Origin of the sequence: Pseudomonas baetica (assembly GCF_002813455.1) — a bacterium.
Taxonomy (GTDB): domain Bacteria; phylum Pseudomonadota; class Gammaproteobacteria; order Pseudomonadales; family Pseudomonadaceae; genus Aquipseudomonas; species Aquipseudomonas baetica.
Window position 1 is genome coordinate 5,131,862 of sequence record NZ_PHHE01000001.1, and the last position, 25,154, is coordinate 5,157,015.

General features: G+C 59.6%; 25 protein-coding genes. 14 read left to right on the forward strand and 11 right to left on the reverse strand.

Going from position 1 to position 25,154, the window contains the following annotated elements:
* Positions 1 to 117 precede the first annotated feature (117 nt).
* Positions 118 to 3,618, forward strand: coding sequence for a glycosyltransferase (locus ATI02_RS23705; RefSeq protein WP_095187713.1), 3,501 nt, complete (start codon positions 118 to 120; stop codon positions 3,616 to 3,618).
* Between the two features lie 224 nt (positions 3,619 to 3,842).
* Here the strand turns inward: ATI02_RS23705 and ATI02_RS23710 are convergent, their stop codons facing one another.
* Positions 3,843 to 4,034: a YegP family protein gene (locus ATI02_RS23710; RefSeq protein ID WP_064119674.1), complete on the reverse strand. Its 192-nt coding sequence runs from the start codon at positions 4,032 to 4,034 to the stop codon at positions 3,843 to 3,845.
* Positions 4,035 to 4,264: 230 nt separating this feature from the next.
* On the opposite strand from ATI02_RS23710, the gene ATI02_RS23715 reads away from it, so the two are divergent.
* Complete coding sequence (locus ATI02_RS23715) at positions 4,265 to 5,185, forward strand: LysR substrate-binding domain-containing protein (protein WP_100847530.1); 921 nt, start codon at positions 4,265 to 4,267, stop codon at positions 5,183 to 5,185.
* Between the two features lie 53 nt (positions 5,186 to 5,238).
* The gene (locus ATI02_RS23720) at positions 5,239 to 5,604 is read left to right on the forward strand and encodes a 5-carboxymethyl-2-hydroxymuconate Delta-isomerase (protein ID WP_095187715.1); all 366 of its coding nucleotides are present in this window, start codon (positions 5,239 to 5,241) and stop codon (positions 5,602 to 5,604) included.
* 3 nt (positions 5,605 to 5,607) lie between these two features.
* Here the strand turns inward: ATI02_RS23720 and ATI02_RS23725 are convergent, their stop codons facing one another.
* A complete protein-coding gene (locus ATI02_RS23725) occupies positions 5,608 to 6,543 on the reverse strand; it encodes a LysR family transcriptional regulator (protein ID WP_095187716.1) in 936 nt (311 codons plus the stop codon).
* A gap of 197 nt (positions 6,544 to 6,740) precedes the next feature.
* Positions 6,741 to 7,925 carry a cyanate transporter gene (locus ATI02_RS23730; RefSeq protein ID WP_100847531.1) on the reverse strand — a complete coding sequence of 395 codons (1,185 nt, stop codon included), beginning with the start codon at positions 7,923 to 7,925 and terminating at the stop codon, positions 6,741 to 6,743.
* Positions 7,926 to 8,309: 384 nt separating this feature from the next.
* Between ATI02_RS23730 and ATI02_RS23735 the strand changes: the two genes are divergently transcribed.
* From ATI02_RS23735 to ATI02_RS23750, 4 genes are all read left to right on the forward strand, one after another.
* A complete protein-coding gene (locus ATI02_RS23735) occupies positions 8,310 to 9,959 on the forward strand; it encodes a phosphoethanolamine transferase (protein ID WP_100847532.1) in 1,650 nt (549 codons plus the stop codon).
* A 237-nt stretch (positions 9,960 to 10,196) separates the two neighbouring features.
* Positions 10,197 to 11,330: a ribonuclease D gene (gene rnd, locus ATI02_RS23740; RefSeq protein ID WP_095187719.1), complete on the forward strand. Its 1,134-nt coding sequence runs from the start codon at positions 10,197 to 10,199 to the stop codon at positions 11,328 to 11,330.
* A complete protein-coding gene (locus ATI02_RS23745; protein ID WP_007911350.1) occupies positions 11,327 to 11,620 on the forward strand; it encodes a YcgL domain-containing protein in 294 nt (97 codons plus the stop codon). The genes rnd and ATI02_RS23745 overlap by 4 nt, the downstream gene beginning before the upstream one ends.
* 105 nt (positions 11,621 to 11,725) lie before the next feature.
* Complete coding sequence (locus tag ATI02_RS23750; protein WP_095187720.1) at positions 11,726 to 12,658, forward strand: D-2-hydroxyacid dehydrogenase; 933 nt, start codon at positions 11,726 to 11,728, stop codon at positions 12,656 to 12,658.
* Positions 12,659 to 12,783: 125 nt separating this feature from the next.
* Here the strand turns inward: ATI02_RS23750 and ATI02_RS23755 are convergent, their stop codons facing one another.
* Positions 12,784 to 13,377 (reverse strand): nitroreductase family protein, encoded by a 594-nt coding sequence (locus ATI02_RS23755; RefSeq protein WP_100847533.1) that lies wholly within the window; start codon positions 13,375 to 13,377, stop codon positions 12,784 to 12,786.
* Between the two features lie 164 nt (positions 13,378 to 13,541).
* Between ATI02_RS23755 and ATI02_RS23760 the strand changes: the two genes are divergently transcribed.
* Positions 13,542 to 13,991, forward strand: a complete 450-nt coding sequence (locus tag ATI02_RS23760; RefSeq protein WP_095187722.1) for a YcgN family cysteine cluster protein — start codon at positions 13,542 to 13,544, stop codon at positions 13,989 to 13,991.
* Between the two features lie 35 nt (positions 13,992 to 14,026).
* Positions 14,027 to 15,256: a hypothetical protein gene (locus ATI02_RS23765; protein ID WP_100847534.1), complete on the forward strand. Its 1,230-nt coding sequence runs from the start codon at positions 14,027 to 14,029 to the stop codon at positions 15,254 to 15,256.
* A gap of 113 nt (positions 15,257 to 15,369) precedes the next feature.
* Here ATI02_RS23765 and ATI02_RS23770 read toward each other — a convergent pair whose 3' ends face one another.
* From ATI02_RS23770 to ATI02_RS23785, 4 genes are all read right to left on the reverse strand, one after another.
* Complete coding sequence (locus ATI02_RS23770; protein WP_095187724.1) at positions 15,370 to 15,747, reverse strand: YgaP family membrane protein; 378 nt, start codon at positions 15,745 to 15,747, stop codon at positions 15,370 to 15,372.
* Between the two features lie 81 nt (positions 15,748 to 15,828).
* Complete coding sequence (locus ATI02_RS23775) at positions 15,829 to 16,299, reverse strand: RNA methyltransferase (protein WP_046816778.1); 471 nt, start codon at positions 16,297 to 16,299, stop codon at positions 15,829 to 15,831.
* A 182-nt stretch (positions 16,300 to 16,481) separates the two neighbouring features.
* Complete coding sequence (locus ATI02_RS23780) at positions 16,482 to 16,853, reverse strand: YajD family HNH nuclease (protein ID WP_007911336.1); 372 nt, start codon at positions 16,851 to 16,853, stop codon at positions 16,482 to 16,484.
* 48 nt (positions 16,854 to 16,901) lie between these two features.
* The gene (locus ATI02_RS23785; protein ID WP_095187725.1) at positions 16,902 to 17,588 is read right to left on the reverse strand and encodes a spermidine synthase; all 687 of its coding nucleotides are present in this window, start codon (positions 17,586 to 17,588) and stop codon (positions 16,902 to 16,904) included.
* A 78-nt stretch (positions 17,589 to 17,666) separates the two neighbouring features.
* Between ATI02_RS23785 and ATI02_RS23790 the strand changes: the two genes are divergently transcribed.
* The gene (locus ATI02_RS23790; RefSeq protein ID WP_100847535.1) at positions 17,667 to 17,951 is read left to right on the forward strand and encodes a hypothetical protein; all 285 of its coding nucleotides are present in this window, start codon (positions 17,667 to 17,669) and stop codon (positions 17,949 to 17,951) included.
* Here ATI02_RS23790 and ATI02_RS23795 read toward each other — a convergent pair.
* Together ATI02_RS23795 and ATI02_RS23800 are read right to left on the reverse strand one after the other, a co-directional pair.
* On the reverse strand, positions 17,948 to 18,421 hold the full coding sequence (locus ATI02_RS23795; protein WP_100847536.1) for a cyclic nucleotide-binding domain-containing protein: 474 nt from the start codon (positions 18,419 to 18,421) through the stop codon (positions 17,948 to 17,950). The two genes, ATI02_RS23790 and ATI02_RS23795, sit on opposite strands and share 4 nt — an antisense overlap.
* A 201-nt stretch (positions 18,422 to 18,622) precedes the next feature.
* Complete coding sequence (locus ATI02_RS23800) at positions 18,623 to 20,677, reverse strand: S9 family peptidase (protein ID WP_100847537.1); 2,055 nt, start codon at positions 20,675 to 20,677, stop codon at positions 18,623 to 18,625.
* 225 nt (positions 20,678 to 20,902) lie between these two features.
* On the opposite strand from ATI02_RS23800, the gene ATI02_RS23805 reads away from it, so the two are divergent.
* Genes ATI02_RS23805 through ATI02_RS23815 form a run of 3 tightly spaced genes read left to right on the forward strand, consistent with a single transcriptional unit; the run spans position 20,903 to position 22,749 of the window.
* Positions 20,903 to 21,400, forward strand: a complete 498-nt coding sequence (locus ATI02_RS23805; protein ID WP_095187729.1) for an MFS transporter — start codon at positions 20,903 to 20,905, stop codon at positions 21,398 to 21,400.
* Positions 21,401 to 21,417: 17 nt separating this feature from the next.
* Positions 21,418 to 22,194, forward strand: coding sequence for a class II glutamine amidotransferase (locus tag ATI02_RS23810; RefSeq protein ID WP_100847538.1), 777 nt, complete (start codon positions 21,418 to 21,420; stop codon positions 22,192 to 22,194).
* Positions 22,195 to 22,206: 12 nt separating this feature from the next.
* Positions 22,207 to 22,749 (forward strand): DUF2937 family protein, encoded by a 543-nt coding sequence (locus tag ATI02_RS23815; RefSeq protein WP_095187731.1) that lies wholly within the window; start codon positions 22,207 to 22,209, stop codon positions 22,747 to 22,749.
* Positions 22,750 to 22,785: 36 nt separating this feature from the next.
* Here the strand turns inward: ATI02_RS23815 and ATI02_RS23820 are convergent, their stop codons facing one another.
* Positions 22,786 to 23,700: a LysR family transcriptional regulator gene (locus ATI02_RS23820; protein WP_100847539.1), complete on the reverse strand. Its 915-nt coding sequence runs from the start codon at positions 23,698 to 23,700 to the stop codon at positions 22,786 to 22,788.
* Positions 23,701 to 23,858: 158 nt separating this feature from the next.
* Between ATI02_RS23820 and ATI02_RS23825 the strand changes: the two genes are divergently transcribed.
* Entirely contained in the window at positions 23,859 to 25,145 is a 1,287-nt protein-coding gene (locus ATI02_RS23825) for an MFS transporter (RefSeq protein WP_100847540.1), read from the forward strand.
* Positions 25,146 to 25,154: the final 9 nt, after the last annotated feature.

The following is a 25,154-nucleotide window of genomic DNA, read 5'->3' on the forward strand; positions in this document are numbered from 1 at the left end:
TCTCTGCCAGACCATGAGGTCAGCGCTCTCATTAAAGCGGATGCTTGCGATCGCCTCGGACGCAAAAGGCGTCTTCAGCGAGATCTATCTTCGCCCCCTATTTAAATTGGATTGAACATGACAATTCCACCTTCAGCCCCAGATGCTTACCTGACGTCTAAAACTCAACCCGTCAATGCAGGCCACAGCGCAGGCCTGGTGGTCGAGGGGTGCGAAGTGCTGGTTGCACAGCAGCCGGCATTCGAAGATGGCGAGCCGCCAGTGGGCGTGGTTATCCATGCGTATTTTCCCGAAGTGCTGCCAGATATTTTGTCCCGTCTGCTTAAACTGCCTGAGCGCCTGCATCTATACGTCACCTGCGTGGCCGGACGTGACGATGAGGTAGGTGCTCAACTGGCGGCCTGTGGATTGGGTTATTCGCTGTATCGGGTGCCCAACCACGGCAGGGACGTTTTGCCGTTTCTGCGGATGCTGCCGTTCTTGCGTGCCGATAACATCCGCACGCTGGTCAAGCTGCACACCAAGCGTTCATTGCATTTGGGGGCGGAAAACGGCTGGGGTCTTGAACTATTTGATGACCTGCTGGACCCGGTACGTTTTCGTCGAGCGCTGGAGCAGCTTGCCGATCCGGTGCACGTTCCAACGCTGGGGCCTCAGCAATACCTGTTGCCCGTGACCAGACACCTCAGTGAAAGCAACCGCACGACGCTTGTCACTCTGGCCGAGCGCGCGGGCATTGACCCCCAAGGCATCAACGAGGCGGATTTCTTTGCCGGCACCATGTTCATTGCACGCACCGACGTGTTCGCCCCCGTGGAACGGATGCAACTGACGGACAATGATTTCGAAGTTGAGAGCGGCCAGCTTGACGGCACCCTGGCACATGTTCTGAAGCGTTTTTTCGGCATTCTGGCGAATGTTGGCCGACAGCAGCGCAGTATTGACCTTTACCAGCGCTGGCTGGCTAACCGGCAATTGACTGCCGCAGAGGCTGAAGGTTTGCCCGCGCGACTTGCGAGCTGGCCTGGGCAACCGAACGTGTTGCTGGTGTTGACCGACACCACGGGTGACATTGGGTTGCTGCGCTCCACCCTGAAAAGCATCGACCGCCAGCTTTACGAGGCGGCGGCCATCGTGGTGCTTTCCAATGCTGAACCTGTAGAGGTGACGCCGGCCGCCAATCTGCTCTGGCTACCGCTGGCTGAATCCTGGCCAAGCCAGCTCAACGAGCTGCTGCAAGGCATCGAGGTTGACTGGTGGTACCTGCTGCGGGGTGGCGACGAACTGGATCCCCACGCGCTGCTTTTACTCGCCGAGGGCATCGCCCTGAATCCCGGCGTCAGTGCTTGCTACAGCGATGAAGACTCACTGACCGACTGCGGTTGCCAGAACCCGGTATTCAAGCCCGATTTGAACCTGGATATGTTGCGCAGTCTTCCGTATGTCGGCCGTGCACTGGCTTTCAGTCGCGAGGCCGCGCTGGCGGCTGATGGCTTCGATCCGGCCTTCAGCGAACTGGCGCCTCATGATTTGCTTTTCCGGCTGATTGAAACTCATGGACTGGGCACTGTCGGGCACCTCGCCGATGTGCTGGTGCATCAGGCAATCAACTTCTCCCAGTGGCTCGGTGAGCCCCAGGTTATCGCGAACTCGGCGGCCATCGTCGAGGCGCACTTGCAGCGCCTGGGCGTGGCTCATGAACTGCAGGCCGGACCTTTGCCAATGGCTAACCGTGTGGTCTACCAACACGCCGATCAGCCGTTGGTGTCCATCATTATTCCTACCAAGGATTGCCTGGCGATGCTGCTTCGCTGCATCGAAAGCATCATGGAGAAAACCCGCTATACAAATTACGAACTGATCATCGTCGACAACAACAGCGAAACCGACGAGGCCCGTGATTGGTTCAACGGTATGGAGCACTTGAATAACCCCAAAGTGCGCATCCTGCGTTACCCGCACCCGTTCAACTATTCGGCGATTAATAACTTTGCCGCCAGCCATGCCCGTGGCGAATACCTGGTGCTGCTCAACAATGACACCGTGATCATTGATGGCGACTGGATGGGGGCGATGCTCCATCACGCCCAGCGGCCAGAAGTGGGGGTAGTCGGTGCCAAACTGTTTTTCCTCGACGGGACCGTTCAGCATGCAGGCGTGGTACTCGGTTTGCGTGGCGTTGCAGACCACCCGTTTATCGGCGATTCAATGCAGTCCAACGGCTACCTTCACCGCTTGCATCTTGATCAGAACTACAGCGCGGTAACCGCCGCCTGTCTGATGATCAGCACCGAGCTGTACCATCAAGTGGGGGGTATGGACGAGGTCGGGCTGGCCGTTTCCTACAACGACGTGGATCTGTGCCTGAAAGTCGGCCAGGCAGGACATTTGATTGTCTGGACGCCGTACGCGGTGCTTGTTCACGAAGCCAGCGTGAGCCAGAACAATGTCGACACGACCAAACAGGAAGCCAAGCGCATACGGTTCAAAGGCGAACAGTCGGTGATGTACCAGCGTTGGCTTGGACAAATCGCCAACGATCCGGCCTACAACCGTAACCTGACCCTGGAGGGGAGTGGCTTCTCCTCCAAATACCGCACCGATACGGACTGGCACCCTTTCGCCAGTCGTGAGTTGCCGCACGTGCTGTGTCACCCCCTCGATTCTTTCGGCAGTGGACATTATCGGGTGCGTCAGCCCTTCGCTGCCCTGAAGGCCGCGCAACTGATCGGCGGGTCGCTGAGCGACGAGGGGCTTCAACCGACAGAGCTGGAGCGCATGGCACCAGACACGATCATTTTCCAGGGGCAACACACAACGCCTCATCTGGAATACATGCAGGACACCCAGGCATTCTCCAAGGCCTTCAAGGTTTACGAGCTGGATGACTACATTCTTGACGTGCCCGCCGCCAACCTGACCCATGACTTGCTCCCCAAAGACATCGCAAGGCGCGTGAAGAAAGCCGCAGAGCTGTGCGATCGGCTGGTGGTGTCGACCCAGCCGCTGGCCAATGCGCTGAAGGGTTTCAGTACCGACATCCGGGTGATCGAAAACCGTCTGCCAAGCCATTGGTGGAGCGGCTTGACCGGCCAGCGTCAACAAGGCAGCAAGCCTCGAGTCGGCTGGGCAGGCGGTTCGAGTCACAGCGGCGACCTGCAAGTCATTGCCGAAGTGGTTCGTGAGCTGGCAGGGGAAGTGGAATGGGTGTTCATGGGCATGTGTCCACCGGCACTGCGTCCCTATGTCCATGAGTACCACAGAGGTGTGAGTATCGAAAAATACCCGCAAAGGCTGGCCGGTTTGAACCTGGACCTGGCTTTGGCGCCGCTGCAAGATAACTTTTTCAACACCTGCAAAAGCAATTTGCGCTTGCTGGAATACGGTGCCTGCGGCTTCCCGGTGATCTGCTCGGACATCCTCTGTTACAGCGGTGACTTCCCTGTGACGAGGGTCAGGAACACAGCGCAAGACTGGATTTGCGCCATTCGCGAACATCTCGCTGAAGCTGATGCCAGCGCCAGGGCCGGAGAAGCATTGCGCCGCGTGGTACTCGATAACTGGATGCTCAAGGACGAACATCTGTTGGCGTGGCGAAGCGCCTGGCTGGCGGATTGAGCAAGAAGCCAGCATTGCGTGCTGGCCTGTTGCATGCGACCCCGGAAAGCGCTCAAGCAGGTTCGATACCGATCCGAAAAAAAGCCTCACAGCATTAAAACCGTGGGGCTTGTTCCTTTCCGCAGGATCTGCAACGTTCTGCACACGCTCACTCGGGGCTGCGAGGCGCCAACTGACGATTGATCAGCTCATGAGCGTTCTTGTGCGTCGGTCGTGCAGAGCGGCTAAATCTCCTTGACCGGTGTCTCCCCCTGCACAGCCTTGATCAACTCGATCACGTGCAAACAATCGGCCTTGTTCACATACGATTCGCCACTGGCGATGGTCTCGTGATTGCCCGCTCGCAGCCTCCAGCGCCATTGCCCTTTGCCGGTGCTCGGGGTGCCTCTGGATTGCCTGTAAATCTCGAAATACATTCAGTTCGCTCCATGCGATTTTTACGTGCGACAGCCTGTGTGGCGCATCGACGCAAGCCTAGCGCAGGAGGTTTTTTTGGCTATCAGACATTTGTTTCCAATCGTTCTCGGATGTTTCTGAAGCGTGCGGGCCAGAGCGGGGTGTCGTCACACGACCCTGCAAAGGTTGATGGACGCCGCCCCCATAGCCTTTCTACACTGCCCTCCAGTTTGGGGATGGGGGGCAATGGATGAACCGCAACGAATTACGCAAGGCCGACATCAACCTGATGGTGGTGTTCGAAACCTTGATGCTTGAGCGCAACGTGACCCGGGCGGCGGAGAAGCTGTTTCTCGGCCAGCCGACCATCAGCTCTGCACTCAACCGCTTGCGCACGATGCTCAACGATCCGTTGTTCATTCGTGTCGGTCATCGCATGGAGCCGACGGCGCGGGCCGAGGATATCTTCCGCCACCTCAAACCTGCGCTGGATTCGTTGTCAGTGGCATTGAGCCTGACCCGCGATTTTTATCCGGCGGTCAGCACCATGACCTTCCGAATCGGTTTGTCCGATGATGTCGAGTTCGGCCTGTTGCCGCCCCTGTTGCGCGCGTTGCGTCAGGAAGCGCCGAACGTGGTGTTTGTCGTGCAACACGTTGACTACTGGCGGATTCCCGACCTGCTGGCCGCCGGCGACATCACCGTCGGCATCAGCCAGACTCGCGGCCTGCCGGCCAATGCCAAGCGCAAACTGCTGCGGCACATTCAGCCGAGCATCCTGCGTGCCGATGCCTCGCCGACACCGCTGACCCTTGATGAATATTGCGCGCGCCCGCACGTGCTGGTATCCCACACGGCCAACGTCAGCGGTTTCGCCGATGAGTGGCTGGCAGAGCTGGGGCGTACCCGTCAGGTCGTGCTGTCGGTGCCGCAATACAGCGCATTGCCGGCGCTGTTGGCCGGCACGGATCTGATCGCCAGCCTGCCGGATTACACCGCCGCAGCCATGGCTACCTCCGGATTGCTGTTCAAGGAGCCGTTCCCATTCAAGACGCCGACGCTGGATCTGTCGATGGTCTGGCTCAGCCACGTCGACAGCGACCCGGCCGAGCGCTGGTTGCGTTCACGGCTTGAAGCGTTCATGAGCGAGCGGCCGATCACACCGCCCTGAGCCGGCGCTGTGTTATATGTACGCCCTTTCTGCCGACTGACTGGAGCAACCCAATGCCACACCTGCATATGGAATACACCGCCAACCTGCCGCAGTTGAACGCCGACGTCGCGTTGATCCGGCTCAACAACACCTTGGTGGGGTCCGGTCAGTTCGCGGCAGAGTTCGATATCAAGAGCCGCGCGGTGAAGGTCGAAACGTTCAAGGTCGGCACCGCCATGAGCGAACGGGCTTTCGTCCATGTGAAGCTGGCGCTGCTCAGCGGTCGCTCAGCGGAAATTAAAAGGCAGCTCTCGCAGAGCCTGTTGGCGGTGCTGCAGGAGTTGTGCGAATGGCCAGAGGGCCTCGAAGTGCAGCTGTGCGTCGAGCTTGTCGACATTGATCGAGAGTCCTACAGCAAGACCGCTATCGGCGTGTAGGACTCAGGCCGCTTCCAACTCACTGCACACTTTAATCACCTGCTCGCGCAGCCAGACGTTGGCGCTGTCTTGATCAACCTGCTGGCTCCATTGCATGTCGAGGGTAAACCCCGGCAAGCCGTTCGGCGCCTCACAGTGATTGAACACTGCTTCGTTGGTCAGCAAACGCTGGATGCGCCGGGGCAGGGTGAGGATGAAGTCTGTGCCGGTGATCATCTTCAAGGCCGCGCTGTAACTGTTCGAGCGCGCGACGATCTGGCGTTTCTGTGCCTGTCGCGCCAACCAGCCATCGACCATATTGGTTGTCGAGGTCCAGGGCGTCGGGAACACATGCCGCCGTTCGGTAAAGGCTTGCAGGCTCAGGCGAGGTTCTAGCGGCGTGGCACGTTTATCGAAGACGCAGACCAGGTCATCTTCCAGCAGCATGCGCGACTTTAGATCCGTGTGATGACGGTGGAAATTCGGGCCGAAACTGATCACCAGATCAAGACTGCCGTCGCGCAGTTCTTCAGCCGGCACGTCGGTTTCAAACTTGTGCATGTTGACCATCACCGGCAGGTCATCGAAGTCGAAGCGCTTCAGCAGACGTGGCAGGACCAGTTGCTCGAAGTACTCCGGGGCGCAGATGTTGAACGTGACCGCTTGTTGAGTCGGGTCAAACACCGAGGCGCCAGCGTGACACAGGTTGATGCTTTCGAGAATCTTCTGCACATGGCCATACATGCTGCTGGCCTTGTAGGTCGGACGCATGCCGGTACGTGTGTTGATGAACAGTTCGTCTTCGAAACTGGTACGCAGTTTTTTCAGGCAGTAACTGACGGTGGACTGGCTGACAAACAGCGCCTCCGAGACATCGGTGACGCTGCTTTGCTCATAAACGGCGATAAACACCATGAGATCCTGCATGTCGAGCTTTCGAAGCAAGTTACTGTTCAGCATCCGTTCCGTCTCGCTGTGCTCCTTGCGCTGAATCCGCGCAAACGTGTGCGAACGATCCTAACGGAACGATGGTGCTAGGAGAAAGCCTTGTAGGACATTTCACGGTCAGTTGTGGGACAGAAAGTTTTAGGAATACGACGTCCCTCGGTAATCTGCGAAAAGCTGGCCAGAGGCCTCTAGCCCAAGCGCGTCAGCAATTACTGGATATGCCGCGCGTATTGCCGCGGATCGAAGCGCTGCACCATGAGCAGCATGCCCACCATCACTGCCGTCAGCGACCACCAGGCCCATTCAAAGCTGCCCAGTTGATCGCGAACCATCCCGGCCAGCAGCGGCGATAGACCGGCAATCAAATAACCAACGCCCTGTACGAAGGCGGTCAGTCCACCGGCGCGCTGCGGGTTGTCGAGGTGATCGAGCGAAACGATCAGGCTCATCGGAAACAATCCGCCAATACCCAAGCCCAACAGGCACGGCCAGAGCAGGCTGAGGTGTTGCGGGCTGAGGATCAGTCCGCAGAAACCGGCAATGATCAGCATCAGCAGCGTCGCCAGCAATGCGCGCCGGTCATGGCTGCGATTGGCGATGGCCGGAACCACCAGGCCGGAAATCACCTCCATGGCCGTCAGAAAACCCAACACCAGGCCGGCATTTTGTTCGCTCCAGCCTTTTTCGACGTAGTACGGCGCCAGCCAGGCGAGCACACAGGTGTAGGACGCCGTGCCCAAGCCGAAGAAGGTCGCGAGTAACCAGGCGCGGGGATTGCTGAAAAACGCTTGTTTCTTCGCCACACCGGTCGCGACGGTCGGCGATTGCCTGCGTTGCAACCACCAGAACACCAACGCCAGCAGCGCCAGCGCTGCCCAGATGGCCAAACCGAGGCGCCAGCTACCGGTTTGTCCCATCACCAGTGGGGCGAAGGAGGCCGCAATCGCTGCGCCACCCATGATCGAGGTTACGTATAAACCCATGCACAGCGCGACGTTGTCGGGGAAGCGCGATTTGATCAGCGTCGGCATCAAGGCTTGAATCAACGCGATGCCGATACCTGCCAGCACGGCGCTGGCGATCAATTGCGCCGCCGAATCGACGAACAGCCGCGACAGGGTCGCCAGACCAATTATCAACAGCGATAGCAGCACCGTGCGCCGTTCACCCAGTCGCTGGCTGATGCCAATGCCGAAAAACATCGCCAGCCCCATGGCCATCACCGGCAACATGGTCAGCAACGACGCGAGGCTGAAGCTCAACGGGATGTCGCCGCGAATCGTCGAAAGCAGGGGGCCGATGGCCGCCATCGACGGTCGCAGATTCAGCGCGACCAGAATGATAGCGAGCATTAGCCAGAGGGCGGGGCGGGCAGTGGTGCGGACGTTTTCCATCTTCAAACCTTGGATACCGGGACCGAGGATTAGGCGCGCGATCCCGTCCGAGGGGCAAACCAGAAAACCCATGGCGCCACCGAAAAATCAAATACCCCCGATTTCCAAGGAGCTGCCGCAGGCTGCGATCTTTTGATGCTTTAAAAACAAGATCAAAAGATCGCAGCCTGCGGCAGCTCTACAGGGGGCACGTATTGTTCGCTGAACCAGAGCTGAATCATTCTCAAATACGTCGCCAGTTTTAACTTATCACCCAATGCCAACTAATCGTTGGCGTCTTTTTCACAAAAAATTGATGGTTACCTGCCTAAAGTTTGTCATGACTTGGTTAATGAACTTTTCACAGTTGGCCAAGGCTTTTCTATTCAGGAATTGCCCACCTCTATGTTCAAGTTAAAAGCCGTGCGCCCGGAATGGGTGACGTTGATCGCCAGCGCCTTTCTTTTGCTGGGTTTCAATTTTGTGCTCTGGCAGCACCTGTTCGAGATCACCGCCGGGGACGGCAAAGGCATCGTCATGCGCGTGGCTTTCGGGGTGATGATCTTCGCGGCGTTCAACATTGTGCTGACGTGTTTGGCCTTCCGTTCGCTGCTTAAACCGGTGCTGACGCTGATGTTTCTGATCAGCGCCGGTGTGGCTTATTTCATGAGCCAATATGGCGTGATGATTGACGCGGGCATGTTGCGCAACTTTGCCGAAACCAATGTCACGGAAGTGCGTGATCTGCTGTCTCTGAAGTTGTTTTCTTATATATTCCTGCTCGGCGTTATACCGTCCTGGTTGTTGTGGAAAGTTCCGGTAAACTATCGCCGCTGGCATCGCGAGTTGTTCAGCAAAGTTATTGTCAGTGTGGCGTCGGTTGCGGTTATCGGTGGTGTGGCGCTGGCGAACTATCAGGGCTTGTCGTCGCTGTTTCGCAATCATCATGAACTGCGTTTGATGCTGGTGCCGAGCAACTACATTGGTGCGTCGGCCGGTTACTTGCGTGAGCAGGTCGTCTCGGCTCGCCAGCCGTTCATCAAGGTCGGCGAGGACGCGCAACGCAACCCGAGTGTGAACATTCAGCCGCGTAAATCCCTGACCGTACTGGTGGTGGGTGAAAGTGCGCGTGCCGAGAACTTCGGCATTCTCGGTTATAACCGTGACACCACGCCGGAACTGGACAAGGAAGCGGGGCTGATCGCCTTCACCGACGTGCATTCCTGCGGCACTGAAACCGCCGTCTCGGTGCCATGCATGTTCTCCAACATGGGCCGCAAGGATTACGACGCCAGTAAAGCGAAGAACGAAGAAGGCCTGCTCGATGTGCTCAAGCGTGCCGGTATCGACGTGATCTGGCGCGATAACCAGTCCGGCTGCAAGGGCACTTGTGATCGTGTCACCTTGCAGGATGTCAGCAATTTGAAAGACCCGACGCTGTGCGCCAACAGCGAATGCCGCGATGAAATCCTCCTGCAAGGTCTGCAGAGCTTTATTGATCATCTGGATAAGGACACCGTGTTGGTCCTGCATCAGATGGGCAGTCACGGCCCGGAGTACTTCAAGCGTTATCCAAAGGAATATGAGCACTTCACGCCCGTCTGTGAAAGTAACGCGCTGAACAATTGCAGCCGCGAAAGTATCGTCAACGGTTACGACAACACGCTGGTCTACACCGACCATGTGCTGTCGAGCCTGATCGATGTCTTGCGTGCCAACCAGGACAAAGTCGATACCGCCATGCTGTATCTGTCGGACCACGGCGAGTCGTTGGGCGAGTACAACCTGTTCCTGCACGGCACGCCTTACCTGCTGGCGCCGGAGCAACAGAAACATGTGGCGATGCTGGCGTGGTTCTCCGACAACTACCAGAAAGCCTATTCGGTCGACACTCATTGCCTGCAAATGAGCCGCGACAAACCGCTGAGCCAGGACAACCTGTTCCACTCGATGCTTGGCCTGCTGGAGGTGCGCAGCAAGGTGTATCAGCCGGGGCTGGATATGTTCGCCGGTTGCCGGGGTGCGGTGATCGACGGCGTGCTGGCCAAGGACTGAGCGGGTTTTCACCGGTCACCTCTGTAGGAGCTGCCGCAGGCTGCGATCTTTTGATCTTCAAAAACAAGATCAAAAGATCGCAGCCTGCGGCAGCTCTACGTTACGGGCCTGTCTGTTTCCTCTGTCAGACTATTCTTGCTCTTTGGCAGGACCTTTCGTTACAGCTCTTGCCCTTCGCAGGCGCGTAAATCGCCAGTGGCGATATATACTGCGCGCCATTCTTCAAGGGAGAGCCGTGTGGCCATCGATATTCACTGGATTCGCGACAACGAAAGCCTCGCGCAATTTTGCGCCGAGTGGCAGCAGCTGCCTTTCGTGGCCCTCGACACCGAATTCATGCGGGTCGACACCTTCTATCCCATTGCCGGTCTGCTGCAGATCGGCGACGGCAAACGCGCCTACCTGATCGATCCGCTGACCATCAACGCCTGGCAACCGCTGGCGGCATTGCTGGAAAACCCGGCGGTGCTCAAAGTCCTGCATGCCTGCAGCGAAGACCTCGAAGTCCTGTTGCGCCTGACCGGCAGCCTGCCGGCACCGATGTTCGACACCCAACTGGGCGCCGCTTATCTGAACCTCGGTTTCTCGATGGGGTACTCGCGTTTGGTGCAGGCCGTGCTCGGCATCGAACTGCCGAAGGGCGAGACTCGCTCCGACTGGTTGCAGCGCCCGTTGTCCGACACGCAAATCAGCTACGCCGCCGAAGATGCTGTGCATCTGGCGGAGGTTTTCGTACAGCTTCGGCCGAAACTGTCTGACGAAAAATTCGCCTGGGTGCTGGAGGACGGCGCCGAACTGGTCGCCAATCTGCGTCGGGAAACCGATCCGTATGAGGTCTATCGCGAGGCCAAACTGGCGTGGAAACTGTCCCGTGCACAACTGGCCGTGCTGCGTGAGCTGTGCGCCTGGCGCGAACGCGAGGCCCGTGCCCGTGACCTGCCACGCAACCGCATTGTCCGTGAGCATTCGCTGTGGCCGCTGGCCCGCACGCAACCGGACTCCCTCAGTGCGCTGGGCAAGATCGAAGACATGCACCCGCGTACCGTGCGTCAGGACGGCGAATTTCTGCTTGATCTGATCAAGCGCTCTGGCAGTGTGGGGCCTGACCAATGGCCGCCCGCTGTGCCGGAGCCGTTGCCGATCGAAGCGGCTGCATTGATCAAACAACTGCGCGCCCTGGGTCAGGCCGAGGCCGAGCGTCTGGACATCGCGCCAGAGCTGATGCTGCGCAAGAAAACCCTCGAGGCGCTGGTCAAAAGCGGCTTCCCCGAGGGCCCTTACCAATTGCCTGAGTCGCTGCGTGGCTGGCGCCGCGAACTCATGGGTCAGAAGCTGCTCGACAGCCTGGCCACCGCCGGAGAACAGCCTTGAAACGTATTTGCTCCATTTACCAAAGCTCGAAACGTAGCGGCATGTACCTTTACGTGCTTAAAAGTGATGCCCTCGAGCGCGTGCCGGAAGCGCTGATGCTGGCCTTCGGCAAACCGAAACACTCGTTCGATCTGGTGCTTTCGCCGGAGCGCAAACTGGCCAGCGAGGACATCGTCGTGGTTCTGGAAAACCTCGACAAGCAGGGCTATCACCTGCAAATGCCACCGGCCGAGGACGAGTACATCGAGCACTTGCCCGAAGAGTTGCTGCGACGCAACGACCCGGTCTGATCGACGAGGCCCTGTTCTGGGCCTCTGCTAACCCTGGAACTGTTTTTACCGCGATGGCCGCCCTCAATCCGGCGGCTGTCTGCACGGTTTGCGAAAGGTTTGAAGATGCGCGTTCTGATTGCTGAACACGACCACGCGATATACGCCCGGCTGCTGCAACAGGCAGCGCCCGAACTCGACGTGCTGACCAGCGGCGACTCCGCTGAGCTGGCTCGTCAGGCCGCCGATTGCCCCGTATGGCTGGGTCAGCCTGATCTGCTGGCGACCCTGTTGCGTCAGGGCCATCAACCGCAATGGCTGCAATCGACCTGGGCCGGCATCACGCCGTTGCTTGCCGGCGGCTTGTGCCGGGATTACCGCTTGACCCGCGCGGTGGGAATTTTCGGCCAGGTGATGGCTGAATACGTGCTGACTTACATGCTTGGGCACGAACGCGAAGTGCTGGCGCGACTGGTCAGCCAGGTTGAGCGCAAGTGGGACAACCGCACCGGGCAGAGTCTGGTCGGACGCAAAGTATTGATCGTCGGCACCGGTGACATCGGTCAGAGCGTGGCGCAGTTTCTACTGCCGTTCGGCGTCGAGTTGTACGGCATTGCCAGCAGCGCCCGCGAGCAGGCACCGTTTGTCGAAGTCGGTTCGATGGCCGATCTGCCACGGCTGGTGGGCGAGGTGGATTACGTGGTCAATCTGCTGCCGAACACGGCGCAGACCCACGATATTTATGATGCGGCGTTGTTCAAGCAATTCAAGCCGACCGGGTTGTTCATCAACGTCGGGCGCGGCGTGGCGGTAGTTGATGCGGATCTGGTGGACGCCCTGAAGGAAGGGCATCTGGCGGGTGCGGTGATCGACGTCTGCCGTCAGGAACCGTTGCCGCAGCGTCATCCGTTCTGGACGGCGTGGGGCTTGCTGCTGACCGGGCACAGCTCGGCGCCGACTTCACCAGCGTTGATGGTGCAGTTGTTTGTCGACAACCTGAAGGCGTATCAGGCGGGCGAGGCGTTGCGCGGGGAAGTGGATTTCAACCGCGGTTATTGAGTGTTCCCCTGTCAAAAGGTGGGAGCGAGCCTGCTCGCGAAGAGAGTGTGTCAGCCAACATCATTGTTGTCTGACACACCGCTTTCGCGAGCAGGCTCGCTCCCACTTTGTTTTTGTGCAGGCTTCTATAGGGTGAAATCGCCTTCAGCCGCCAGTTCGCTCAGCGGACGACGCGGGCTCGGCTCTTCACGGGCTTGCAGGTATTCGGCCAATGTCGCCTTGTCACCCAGCTTGCCCACTGCGACGGCCGCATGCAGCGCATAACCCTCAGGAATACTCAGCTCCTTGCGCGTCAGCTCCTGATCGAAGCCGGCCATGCCGTGGGTGTGCCAGCCGCTGATGCTTGCTTGCAGTGCCAGATGGCCCCATGCCGAACCGGTGTCGAAAGTGCTCCACAACGCCGGTGTTTCTTCAGTGGCACCCGGAACGGCGAAGGTGGTTTTCGACATCACGATCACCAGTGCCGAAGCGTGCTGCGCCCAGCTGCGGTTGAACTCGTTGAGCAGGCCCAAATAACGCTCCCAGTTCGGCGTATCGCGACGCGCGTAGAGAAAACGCCACGGCTGCGAGTTGTAGGCCGATGGTGCCCAGCGCGCCGCTTCGAAGAAGCTCAGCAGGGTTTCTTCCGGGATCGCTTCGCCGGTGAAGGCGCGCGGCGACCAGCGATCGGTGAACTGTGGGTGGATGGCGTAATCGGCAACGCGAGGGTTGGCACTCATCGAAGATTCCTTGCTGTGTTTGAGTCATGAATTCGTGGCAAAACCCTACTGGGCGGCGATTCGGCTGACAAGCACGATTTACCGGCAGTCGCCAGCGCTTGGCCCGCAAGGCCTTGGGCACTAGACTGGCGGCCTTTTCACCACCTGATGTTGATGCTTGAGCCATGGCCGCCAAAGTCGAACCGTTCTGGAAACGCAAAACCCTCGATCAACTGGATCACGAGGAGTGGGAATCGCTGTGCGACGGCTGCGGTCTGTGCTGCCTGCAAAAACTCGAAGATGAAGAAGACAACAGCGTCTATTACACGCGCATCGCCTGCAAACTGCTGGATCTGAAAACCTGCCAGTGCAGCGATTACCCGAATCGCATCAAGTTTGTCCCGGACTGTATCCAGCTCACTCCAGGTCAGGCCGAAGAATTCAAATGGCTGCCGCCGACCTGCGGTTATCGACTCGTCAGCGAGGGCAAGGATCTGCCGCTTTGGCACCACTTGGTGTGCGGCGACCGCGATGCGGTGCACCACGAGCGTATTTCCCAGTCCGGACGCATGCTCGCCGAGGGCAGCGTGGCGGAGGATGACTGGGAAGATCACCTGATTTTCCGGGCGGGTTAAACGCCCACAGATTCATGTTTCAACAAGGAGTGTGTATGGCTGTGGGATTGCGGCGGGTGGTGATTGCCGGGCTGCTGGTGCTGAGTGCGCCGGTGTGGGCGGCGAAGAAAGTCGATCTGGATTATCACGTGCGCCTGTTGCCGCAGAGCGATCAGGCCGAAGTGCGCCTGACCCTGGCCAAAGGCGAGGCGGTGCGCAGTCTCGATTTCGACCTCGGCGACGGCAGTCACTACAGCGACTTCAAGACCGACGGCCAATGGCTGCTGACACCGGGCAAGCAGACACGCGGCGTCTGGCGTCCGGCCAACAACCCGTCCAGCCTGACCTATCGCGTGCGCATCAGCCACGGCCGCAAGAACGGCAGCTTCGACACCCGCATGACGCCGAGCTGGGCGCTGCTGCGCGGTGATGATCTGGTGCCAGCGGCCAAACTCGATCAGCAGGACGGCACCGAACTGGTCTCGCGTCTGCAATTCGAATTGCCCGACGGCTGGAAAAGCATCGAAACCGCCTGGCCGCGCATCGGCAAAAACAAATTCCGCATCGACAACCCCACGCGCCTGTTCGACCGCCCGACCGGATGGATGCTCGCCGGGCACTTGGGCAGCCGTCGCACGCGTCTGGGCGAAACCGAAGTCACCGTGGCCTCGCCGCAAGGGCAGGGCATGCGCCGCATGGACGTACTGACCTTGCTGACGTTTGTCTGGCCGCAAGTGCAGGCGTTGTATCCACGCCATCCGACGAAACTGTTGATCGTCGGCGCCAACGATCCGATGTGGCGCGGCAGTGTGGGTGCGCACGAATCGATCTACCTCAACACGCGGTTGCCGTTGGTCAGCGAAAGCGGCAGCAGTGCGCTGGTGCGCGAGTTGGCGCAGGTGTTCGGGCGGATCAATGACGAGCAGCGCAGCGACTGGATCAGCGAAGGGTTTGCCGAGTATTACGCGATCGAGCTGGTGCGCCGGGCGGGCGGCATGAGTGATGAGCGTTATCAGGCTTTGCAGGCGAAACTGGCCAAGGATGGCGCAAAGGTCACGACGCTGCGCGGCGGGCAGATCAGCCCGGCACAGGTCTCAAGAGCGGTGGCGATGTTGCAGGAGCTGGATGGCGAGATCCGCTTGACGACCCACAACAAGCGCTCGCTGGATGACGTGTTGCGTGGGGCGATGCATCTGGGGACGGTGAGTACCAAGGCGTTTGTGCAACTGGCCGAGAGTGTTCTGGGCGAGTCCTCCAAAGTGCTTGATAGCGCGTTGCTTCAGTAACATCCCCATTCGCGAGCAGGCTCGCTCCCACACTGGTTTTGTGTTCGACACAGATCAAATGTGGGAGCGAGCCTGCTCGCGAAGAGGCCACAGACCTCACAACAAATTCAGGATCACACCCCGGCTTTCGGCGATTTCACCGAATCATTGCCGGTCACCGTCGCCGTGCTCGTCGCCGCCTCGGCATTGGCTTTGAGCTTGCTCAGTTCTTCGCCAGCGCGCTCAATCTTGGCCCGCACGTTATTCATGTCCTGACGGCTTTTCTCGAACAGGCTTTTCACCGAACTGTGCCCGGTAATCCCGCGAGCCATGGCCACACCGCCAATCGCCACCTGAATCAAACCGAACACCCCGCCACGGCGCAAGCCCTTGCCGACCATGATCACGCCGCCGGCCAGCGAGCCGATACGCTCCCAGCCCTGTACGTTCTGATCGGTTGGGGACTGAAACGGGGTGGATTCGATACGCTCGACGCGTTTGAGCTCGGTCATGATCTTTCTCCAGGCAATGAGTAATGGATACACAAGCTGACTGCCGGAGCGGTCAGCTTGTTCCATCGGATGTGCGACGCCTCAGCGGAATTTCGGCCCGGAGCGGGTGTTCAGGCCCTTGGCCATGCGGTCGTAGAGCACGACGTTGACCGTGGCGGCGAGGTTCATACAACCGGTGGTCGGGATGTACACGACGTCTTCGCACCAGTCGCGGATCTCTTTATCGAGCGAGCCGTCCTCGGGGCCGAAGATGTACAGCGCGCGATCCGGGTGGGTGTATTCCGGCAGCGGGCGGGCGCCGTCGACCAGTTCCACGGCAACCGGTACGCAGTTGAGCGGGAGGATTTTTTTCAGATCGTCGATGCCGATCAGCGGGATGTCGTAGTGCACGCGCTTGGTGTCGGTGACGAAATCGGCGGCTCGTTCATAACGCTTGCCGGTGTAGAACACCGACGCCACGCCGTAACAGCCGGCGGCGCGCATCACCGAACCGACGTTCTCCGGTGATTTGGGGTTGTACAAACCAATGCAGCTGTAACGTTTGTCTGCCACGAGCGGGGTGCCTTCGGGAAAAAGAGCGCGATTATACGGGGATTGGGCAGTTGTAGTCAGATCACGGATTACCGGTGTCTGATCGACCGCTTTCGCGAGCAAGCCCGCTCCCACAGGTGAACGCATTCCAACGGTGGGAGCGGGCTTGGTCGCGAAAGGGCCGGGTCAGGCACTGAAAATATTCAGTCTTCTTTCTTCATCAACCCGGCCAGGGCGGCAAACGGGTTATGCGTGGCCTTGGCAATCTTCGGCGTGCTCAGCGAGCCTTCGCTGAAGTATTGCTGGTCGGTGTAGCGCGAGTGTTCGTTGTCGTGGCAATACAGGCACAGCAACTCCCAGTTCGAGCCGTCCTGCGGGTTGTTGTCGTGGTTGTGGTCGCGGTGATGCACGGTCAGTTCGCTCAGGCGCTTGCCGGAAAATTCACGGGTGCAGCGGCCACAGACGTGCGGGTACATCTTCAGGGCCTTGTCGCGGTAGCCCATTTCCTTGTCGCGCTGGTTGTCGGCGAGGATGCGATCCAGCTTCGACGTGTTGGTTGGGGTGGACGAACTCATGGGTTCACCTTTGTAGAAGACTAATGACGGTTATGTGCAGAGTTTAGCTCAGCCCTTGAGCTTCTCGGCAATCCAGATCGTGTGGCGCGTGCCCTTGTTGCCGTGGGCGAACACCTGGACTTCCTCAGCCTTGAAACCGGCCTTCTTCAATTTGTCGGAAAACAGCCGGTCGGCGCTGGCCGACCAAACCGCCAGCACACCCTTCGGGCGCAGGGCTTTGGCGCAGGCATTCAGACCAGCGGCGGAGTACAGCCAGCTGTTGGCCTTCTGGGTCAGGCCTTCGGGGCCGTTATCGACGTCGAGCATGATCGCGTCGAAGCCGTTTGGCTCGCTTTGCAGCACGTTAGCCACGTCGTCCTGACGGATCACCGTGCGCGGATCAAGCAGCGGCCGACCGGACTTTTCACCGAGCGGGCCACGGTTCCACTCGACCACGCCCGGCACCAGTTCGGCGACCACCACTTCAGCGCTTTTGCCCAGATGCTTGAGCGCCGAAGCGAGGGTGAAGCCCATGCCCAGGCCGCCGATCAGCACCCGCGAATCCGGCCGGCCAGCGACCTTGCGGCAGGGAATCTCGGCCAGCGCATCTTCGGAACCGTGCATGCGTGTGTTCATCAACTGCCCTCCGTCGCCGCCCTGGATCTTGATGACGAAGTCCTCGCCATACTCGAACAGGCACAGGGCACCGCCGCTTTCAGGGATCGGGGTGGTGTCGAGCAGAACGAAACGTTTCATGGAAATCTCTACAAGGGGGAAGGCAAGCAGGCGCGTTGGGAGTAGCCTGAGCACAGACTAAGGCCAACGGAGCCCTTGATGAAGCGCACCATTCTAACGGTCATTGCCCTGGCCGCGCTCTCGATTACTGCAGTGCAGGCGCAGCAGACCATTCCGGTGAGTCCGGCGCCACAGCCAGGCTCGCCCGGCACCGCAACCCCCACGCCGTATCCGCAGATCACGCCGATCAACATCCCCAAGTCTGGCGCCGGCAGTGGCAGTCCGCCGCTGGTGCCGATCGAAATGCCCAGCCCGCCAATCAAGGATCAGCCGGTGCCGGGTATTGAACCGAGCGGTACCAAGGCCAAATCCCCGGTCGGTTAAACCTGTTGCGCTGCCAGTTGGCCGTCGGCCATGCGCAGGCGTTTGGACAGGGAGACAGCGAGGGCGCGGATGATCTTGGCGGCGATTTTTGGCGCGTCGTTGAGCATTTTCTCCAGCGAGTCCTTGCCTAGATTGAGCAACTGGCAATGGCTCGCGGCAATGCACGTGGCCGAACGCCGTTCACCGTCGAGCACGGCCATTTCTCCGAAGGCCCGACCGCTGCGCAGCGTCGCCATTGTGATCACCTGGCCGTCGGGCCCGGTTTTCTGTACCGCGACCTGGCCACTGTGGAGGATGCACATGAAGCTGCCGGCATCGCCTTCGCGGAAAATCGCTTCGCCTTCAGCCACGGTGCTGATGCTGAAGTAGCCCGAGGCCGCGGCGAAGTCGGCCAGTTGCAATTGATCGAACAGGCCACAGTCCATCAGCCAGTCGCGGATTTCGTTGTTCAGTAAGGTGGGTTCGGACATGTCGTTGCGGTCTTTTTGTTTTCACATTTTCAAGGCTGTACATTGCCCCAGTGGGAGCGAGCCTGCTCGCGAAAGCGTAGTGTCAGTCACCGACGATGTGGATGACAGGTCGCATTCGCGAGCAGGCTCGCTCCCACTGGGTTTTGTGTGTTATCGACCACCGGAGTCTTGAGTTAAGACCCAAGTGACCGGCGGAGTTCCTCAGGCCAGGCCCAAAACCTTGAACACAAATGCATATTCGAGGGCTACGTCACGTAATCCCTGATAGCGCCCGCTCATCCCGCCATGCCCGGCGCCCAGTTCGGTCTTGAGCAGCAGCAGATTGTCGTCGGTTTTTGTCGCGCGTAATTTCGCCACCCACTTGGCCGCTTCCCAGTACTGCACGCGGCTGTCGTTGTAACCGGCGATCACCAGCGTCGCGGGATAAGCCTGCGCTGTGACATTTTCGTAAGGCGCGTAGGCCTTGATTCGCTCATAGACGTCCGGTTCTTCAGGATTGCCCCACTCGTCGTATTCGGTAACGGTCAATGGCAGATCCGGGTCGAGCATGGTGTTGAGCACATCGACGAACGGCACTTCAGCAATCGCCACGCCAAACAGGTCCGGGCGCTGGTTGAGCACTGCGCCAATCAACAGACCACCCGCGCTGCCGCCGCTGATTGCCAGCTTTTCAGGTGTGGTGATGCCGTTGAAGATCAAGAACTCGGCGCAGGCGATGAAGTCGCTGAAGGTGTTGTGCTTGTGTTCCTGCTTGCCGGCGCGATACCAGGCTTCGCCCAACTCGCCGCCGCCGCGCACGTGAGCAATGGCGAAGGCCATGCCACGATCCAAAAGGCTCAGGCGGGCGTGAGAGAACCACGGATCAAGGCTCGAACCGTAAGCGCCATAGCCATAGAGATACAGCGGCACCGCTTTACCAACCATTTCGCGCTTCATCACCAGGCTGATCGGCACCTGCGTGCCGTCCGGCGCGGTGGCCCAAAGGCGCTGGCTGACGTAAGCGTCGGCGTCGAACGGGCCGAGTACCGGGGTCTCTTTCAGCACGGTCTGTTCGCCGCTGGCCAGCATCAGTTGGCGCACTTGGGCCGGGCGATTCAGCGCCTCATAGCGCAGACGAATGCGATCGCTTTCAAACTCCAGGCTGTTTTGCACGTAGAGGCTGTAGGCCGCGTCCGGCAATTGCACGCGATAAGACGCCAGACCGTGTGGGTGAACTTCGATGACTGGCAGGCCGCCTTCGCGCAGACTCAGGGTCATGGCCTCGGTGTTCAGGCTGACGCCATCGAGCATCACCGTGTCGCTGTGCGGGATCAGGTTCAGCCAATCGGCTTCTGTCGGCGTGATGCCAGTGTCCGGGGCCTGATACAGGGCGTAGTTGATGCCGTCGCGGTTGGTGCGGATAAACCATGTCCACACGCCATCGAGCACGCCGTGATCGACGTCGTATTCGTGATCCTCGACGCGCGGTGCCAGGCAGGTGAAGGGCAGGTGTGGCTGATTGGCGTCCAGTGCCCAGACTTCGCTGGTGGTCTTGCTGCCCAGCGACAGCAGCAATTGCTGTTCGGAGCTTGCGCGGTAGCAATGCAGGAAGAAGCGCCCATCCGGCTCGTGGAAGACTTCTTCGGCAGCGGTGCCGTCGAGGCGATAACGGAACAGTTTGTGTGGGCGATGGGTGTCGTCGAGCACGCCGAAGAACAAGGTCAGGCTGTCGTTGGCCCAGGTCATGCTGCCGTCGCAGTCCTCGAATTCCAGTTCGCTGACCTTGTCGTTGGCCAGTTCCTTGACGAACAGCGTGTAGATCTCATCGCCCGAGGCATCGACGCTGTAGGCCAGGCGCTGGTGATCGGGGCTGATGCTGAACGCGCCCAGTGAGAAGAAGCCGCCATTGGCCAGAACGTTCGGGTCGAGCAGCAGTTGTTCGCGGCTTTCGTCGAGGGTCAGGCTGTCGTCCGCCGGACGTGGGCAACGATAGTGGCGGGCATATTCGTCGCCAGCGGTGGTGCGGGTGTAATACAGGTACGGCCCCCACGGCGAGGGCAGGGACAGATCGGTTTCCAGAATGCGGCCCTTGATCTCTTCGAACAGGGTTTCGCGCAGTTCGGCCTGATCGGCGGTTTGTGTTTCCTGAAAAGCGTTTTCAGCCTTGAGGTAGTCGAGCACCGCGTCGGTGTCGCGCTCCTGCAGCCAGGCATACGGGTCGGCGCCGGCCGCCTTGTGGGCAATCGGGGCGCTGGTGACGTTGGCGGATACGGGCATGGAAGGCTCTCGGACAATGTACGGAATAGGGGGTTTCGCAGCTCTGGTTACCAGCGCAAACCCTGTGGGAGCTAGCCTGCTCGCGAAAGCGGTGGGTCAGACAACAATGTTTCAACTGACAGTCCGTATTCGCGAGCAGGCTCGCTCCCACAGGTTGTGTGTCTATTGGGACAAGCCTGGCGGGCGAAAAGTCGTTACTATAAGCGCCTCTTTGCCTGCCTTGCCATGGACACCATGACCGAGAACGACTATCTGATCGCCTGGGGCCTCTACGCCTTTGCCGCTGTAGGCTGCCTGTTGGTATGGCTGCGCCTGACCACCTGGATGTGGCGCTGGCTGCGCGAGCCGTTGCGTGTGTTGATGGCGGTGTTGCTGTTCAGCCCGACCATCGTTGACCCGGTGAAGGAAAAGGTCGCCCCGGCCATCGCCATCACCGCGCTGGATCTGGCGTTCAAGGTCGGCAACAACGCCTGGCGCGCAGTCTCCGATCTGTTCATGTACGGCATGATCGCGTTCGGCATCTATCTGATTTACGTGCTGATCCGCTTCCCGATCGAACGGGCCTCCAAGGCTCGCCGTGAACAGGCCGAAGCGGCCAAAGCAGCAGCCCGCGCCGATGAGCGCGATGACGACCAACCGTTCGGTGGCGCCGGTGATGACCGTTACGGTCGCCCGCCAGTGCCGAACAATCCGCAGCGCATGCGGGTCGAGCCGCGTCTGTAACTCCCGAGAGTCCGCACATGTGTGAATTACTGGGCATGAGTGCCAACGTGCCGACTGATATCGTGTTCAGCTTCACCGGGCTGATGCAGCGCGGTGGGCGCACCGGCCCGCACCGCGACGGCTGGGGCATCGCCTTCTATGAGGGCCGTGGCCTGCGGCTGTTCCAGGATCCGGCCGCCAGCTGCGAGTCGGAAGTCGCCAATCTGGTGCAGCGTTACCCGATCAAGAGCGAAGTGGTCATCGGCCATATCCGCCAGGCCAACGTCGGTAAGGTCTGCCTGTCCAATACCCACCCGTTCGTCCGCGAACTGTGGGGGCGCAACTGGTGCTTCGCACACAATGGTCAGCTCGCCGATTTTACCCCGATCAAAAGTTTCTACCGCCCGGTCGGCGATACCGACAGTGAAGCGGCGTTCTGCGATTTGCTCAACCGCGTACGTGCAGCCTTTCCGGAACCGGTCGATATAGAAGTGCTGCTGCCGGATCTGGTTGCCGCGTGCGCCGAATACCGCAGCAAAGGCGTGTTCAACTGCCTGCTCAGCGATGGCGACTGGCTGTTCTGCTATTGCTCGACGAAACTGGCGCAGATCACCCGGCGCGCACCGTTCGGCCCGGCGCGGCTCAAGGACGTCGATGTGATCGTCGATTTCCAGGCTGAAACCACGCCCAACGATGTGGTGACGGTGATTGCCACCGAACCTCTGACCGAAAACGAAACCTGGACCCGCTACGAACCGGGCCAATGGAGCCTGTGGCGACGCGGCGAATGCGTCAGCCAAGGCAAGACCGAATAAGGATTACACCCCATGTTGCTCAGTTATCTACGGCTGGTGTTATTTGCGGCGGGCCTGTTGATCGGTGTCCAGGTGCCGGGGTTCATCAACGATTACGCGAAACGTGTCGAGGCCCATCTGATTGAGGCGCAGACCGGTCTGCGCGGCTTTCAGGGTACGGCCGATCAGTTTTTCAAAGGTGATATGCAGGCACTTGTCGCGCATTACCGCGCCAGTGAAGACCCGGTGTTTCGCAGTGATGCGGACAGTCTGAACACGTTGCTCACGCGTCAGTTGGCGCTGGATAAACAATTCCAGGCGATGCAGGGCCCGTGGTACATCCGCTTCCTGCAAGTAGTGCTGGCCGCCGACCCGGACATCCGCAAGGAAACCTGGAATGGCTACAGCTACCAGATCCTGCTGACCCCGGAGGCGATGATCTGGGGCATGAGCGGCGCATTGCTGTTGTCGTTCGGCATCGAATGCCTGTTCCGTCTGATCGACTGGGTGGTGCTGGGTGGCAAACGCCTGCGCCAGAGCCGGCCGATTGAAGACCGCGACGTTCGCGGTCTCTGATGATCGTTCCCACGCGGAGCGTGGGAACGATCATGTTCAGTCAGTGAGGGTGATGTAGTCCTTGCCGACCTTCTGCGCATACCCCGCCAACACCTGCTGACACAACGTCACAATCTCCTCGACCCACTCCACGCCCACTCGCCACGACACCACCACCTGCAAATTCGGTGGCCGCTGATCAATGGCCAGCAAAGTCAGTTCCCCCCGCGCCAATTCCTCAGCCACCAGCACCGGCGGCAGCACACCAATACCAAACCCATCGCGCAACAACCGCGTGATCGCCGACACTGAATTCACGCAATTCAAGCGCGGCGCTATCACGCCGCTCGCCTGCATCAACGCCAGCAGGTCCTGATGCGGCCGGGAGTTTTTCGAGTAGGTAATGATGCGTTCCTGCGCCAGTTCGGCGAGGTCGGCGTAGTCGCGGTTGTAGATCGAGTTGCTGGCGACGATCCAGCCCAGCGGATGGCTGGCCAGCTCCAGGCTGCGCACGCTTTCATGGCGCACCAGATCGGTTTGCAGGATCAGATCGAGAAAGCCTTTTTGCAGCTGATCACAGAGGTTCAGCGAGGTATCGGCCACCAGCTCGATTTCCACCCGTGGATACAGATCGGTCATCTGCGCTACCAACGGGCTCAGCCAAGTGTGAATCACCGTGTCCATCACGCCGATGCGCACCCGGCCGACTTTGCTCGAGCGGGTTTCGATCGACTGCTTGAGCGCGCTCATGGTGTCGAGCATCTGCTCGGCATAGTCCAGCACTTTCAAACCTTCGGGCGTCAGGCTGACACCGCGCGAATCACGCACAAACAGCTTCACCCCCAGTTCACCTTCAAGTACTGCAATGCGACTGGAAATCGACGCCTGGGTGGTGAACAGCTTGTCGGCGGTCAGGCGAAAACTCTTCAGCCGGGCGACCCAGACAAAGGTCTCGAGAAACTTCAGGTTCATGGGCAAGGCTCGGGTGACAAATTTTTCTTATGCCTAAGGCGGGTTTTTATTCGTTGGACGCCGTACGGCCAAGCGCCCAAAAATCGGCGCATCCGGTTCCCACGATAGGCGTCGTCGGGACTACGAACAAGACCAATAAAAGCCTGCGGAGATTTGCCATGAGTGCGCCCGACACCCTCGACCTCCCCAAGTCCACGGCCCGCCCCGGCCCGTTCGACTGGTATCGCAACATCAACAAACAGGAACGCCGCACGTTCTGGAGCTGCAAGATCGGCTACGGTCTGGACGGCATGGACACGCAGATGCTCAGCTTCGTGGTGCCAACCCTGATTGCGATGTGGGGCATTACCACCGGCGAGGCCGGGCTGATTCACACCAGCACTTTGATTGCCTCGGCCATTGGTGGCTGGGTTGCCGGAATCCTCTCCGACCGCATCGGTCGCGTTCGCACGCTGCAACTCACCGTGTTGTGGTTCGCCTTCTTCACCTTCCTCTGTGGCTTCGCGCAAAACTACGAACAACTGTTGATCGCTCGCACCCTGATGGGCTTCGGTTTCGGCGGCGAATGGACGGCCGGCGCGGTGCTGATCGGCGAAGTGATCCGCGCGAAGGACCGTGGCAAAGCGGTGGGCATGGTGCAATCCGGTTGGGCGCTGGGCTGGGGCCTGACGGCAATTCTGTATGCGCTGCTGTTCTCGATCATGCCGCCGGAAGACGCCTGGCGGGCGCTGTTCATTCTCGGCATCGTGCCGGCGATTTTCGTGGTCTTCGTGCGACGTCTGGTGAAAGACCCGGAGATCTACCGTGAAGCCAAGGCTGCGCAAACTCCGGAGAATCCGGCGAAGTTCTACGAGATTTTTGCTCCCGGCATGCTGTTCACCACGATCCGCGCCTCCTTGCTGACCACTGGCGCACTCGGCGGTTACTACGCGATCACCTCCTGGCTGCCGACCTTCCTGAAAAACGAGCGCGGCTTGAGCGTGCTCGGCACCGGCGGTTACCTGGCGATGGTGATTGTCGGTTCCTATGTCGGTTACGTGATCAGTGCTTATCTGACCGACCTGTTGGGGCGCAAAAAGAACTTCATCCTGTTCGCGGTCGGCTCGTTCACCATCGTTCTGCTCTACACCCAATTGCCGGTCAGTAATGGCGTGATGCTTTGGCTGGGCTTTCCGCTGGGGTTCTTTGCCTCGGGGATTTTCAGCGGGATGGGTGCGTTTCTCACCGAGTTGTTCCCAACGCGGATTCGCGGCTCGGGCCAAGGCTTCTGCTACAACATCGGCCGGGCGCTGGCGGCGCTGTTTCCGCTGCTGATCGGCCTGCTCAGCCAGAAAGTGCCGTTGAGCGTAGGCATTGGTGCGTTTGCTGCGGTGTCTTACGGCGTGGTGATTCTCGCGGCGCTGAGCCTGCCGGAAACCCGTGGCAAGCAACTCGACGCGCAGTAACTGATAACC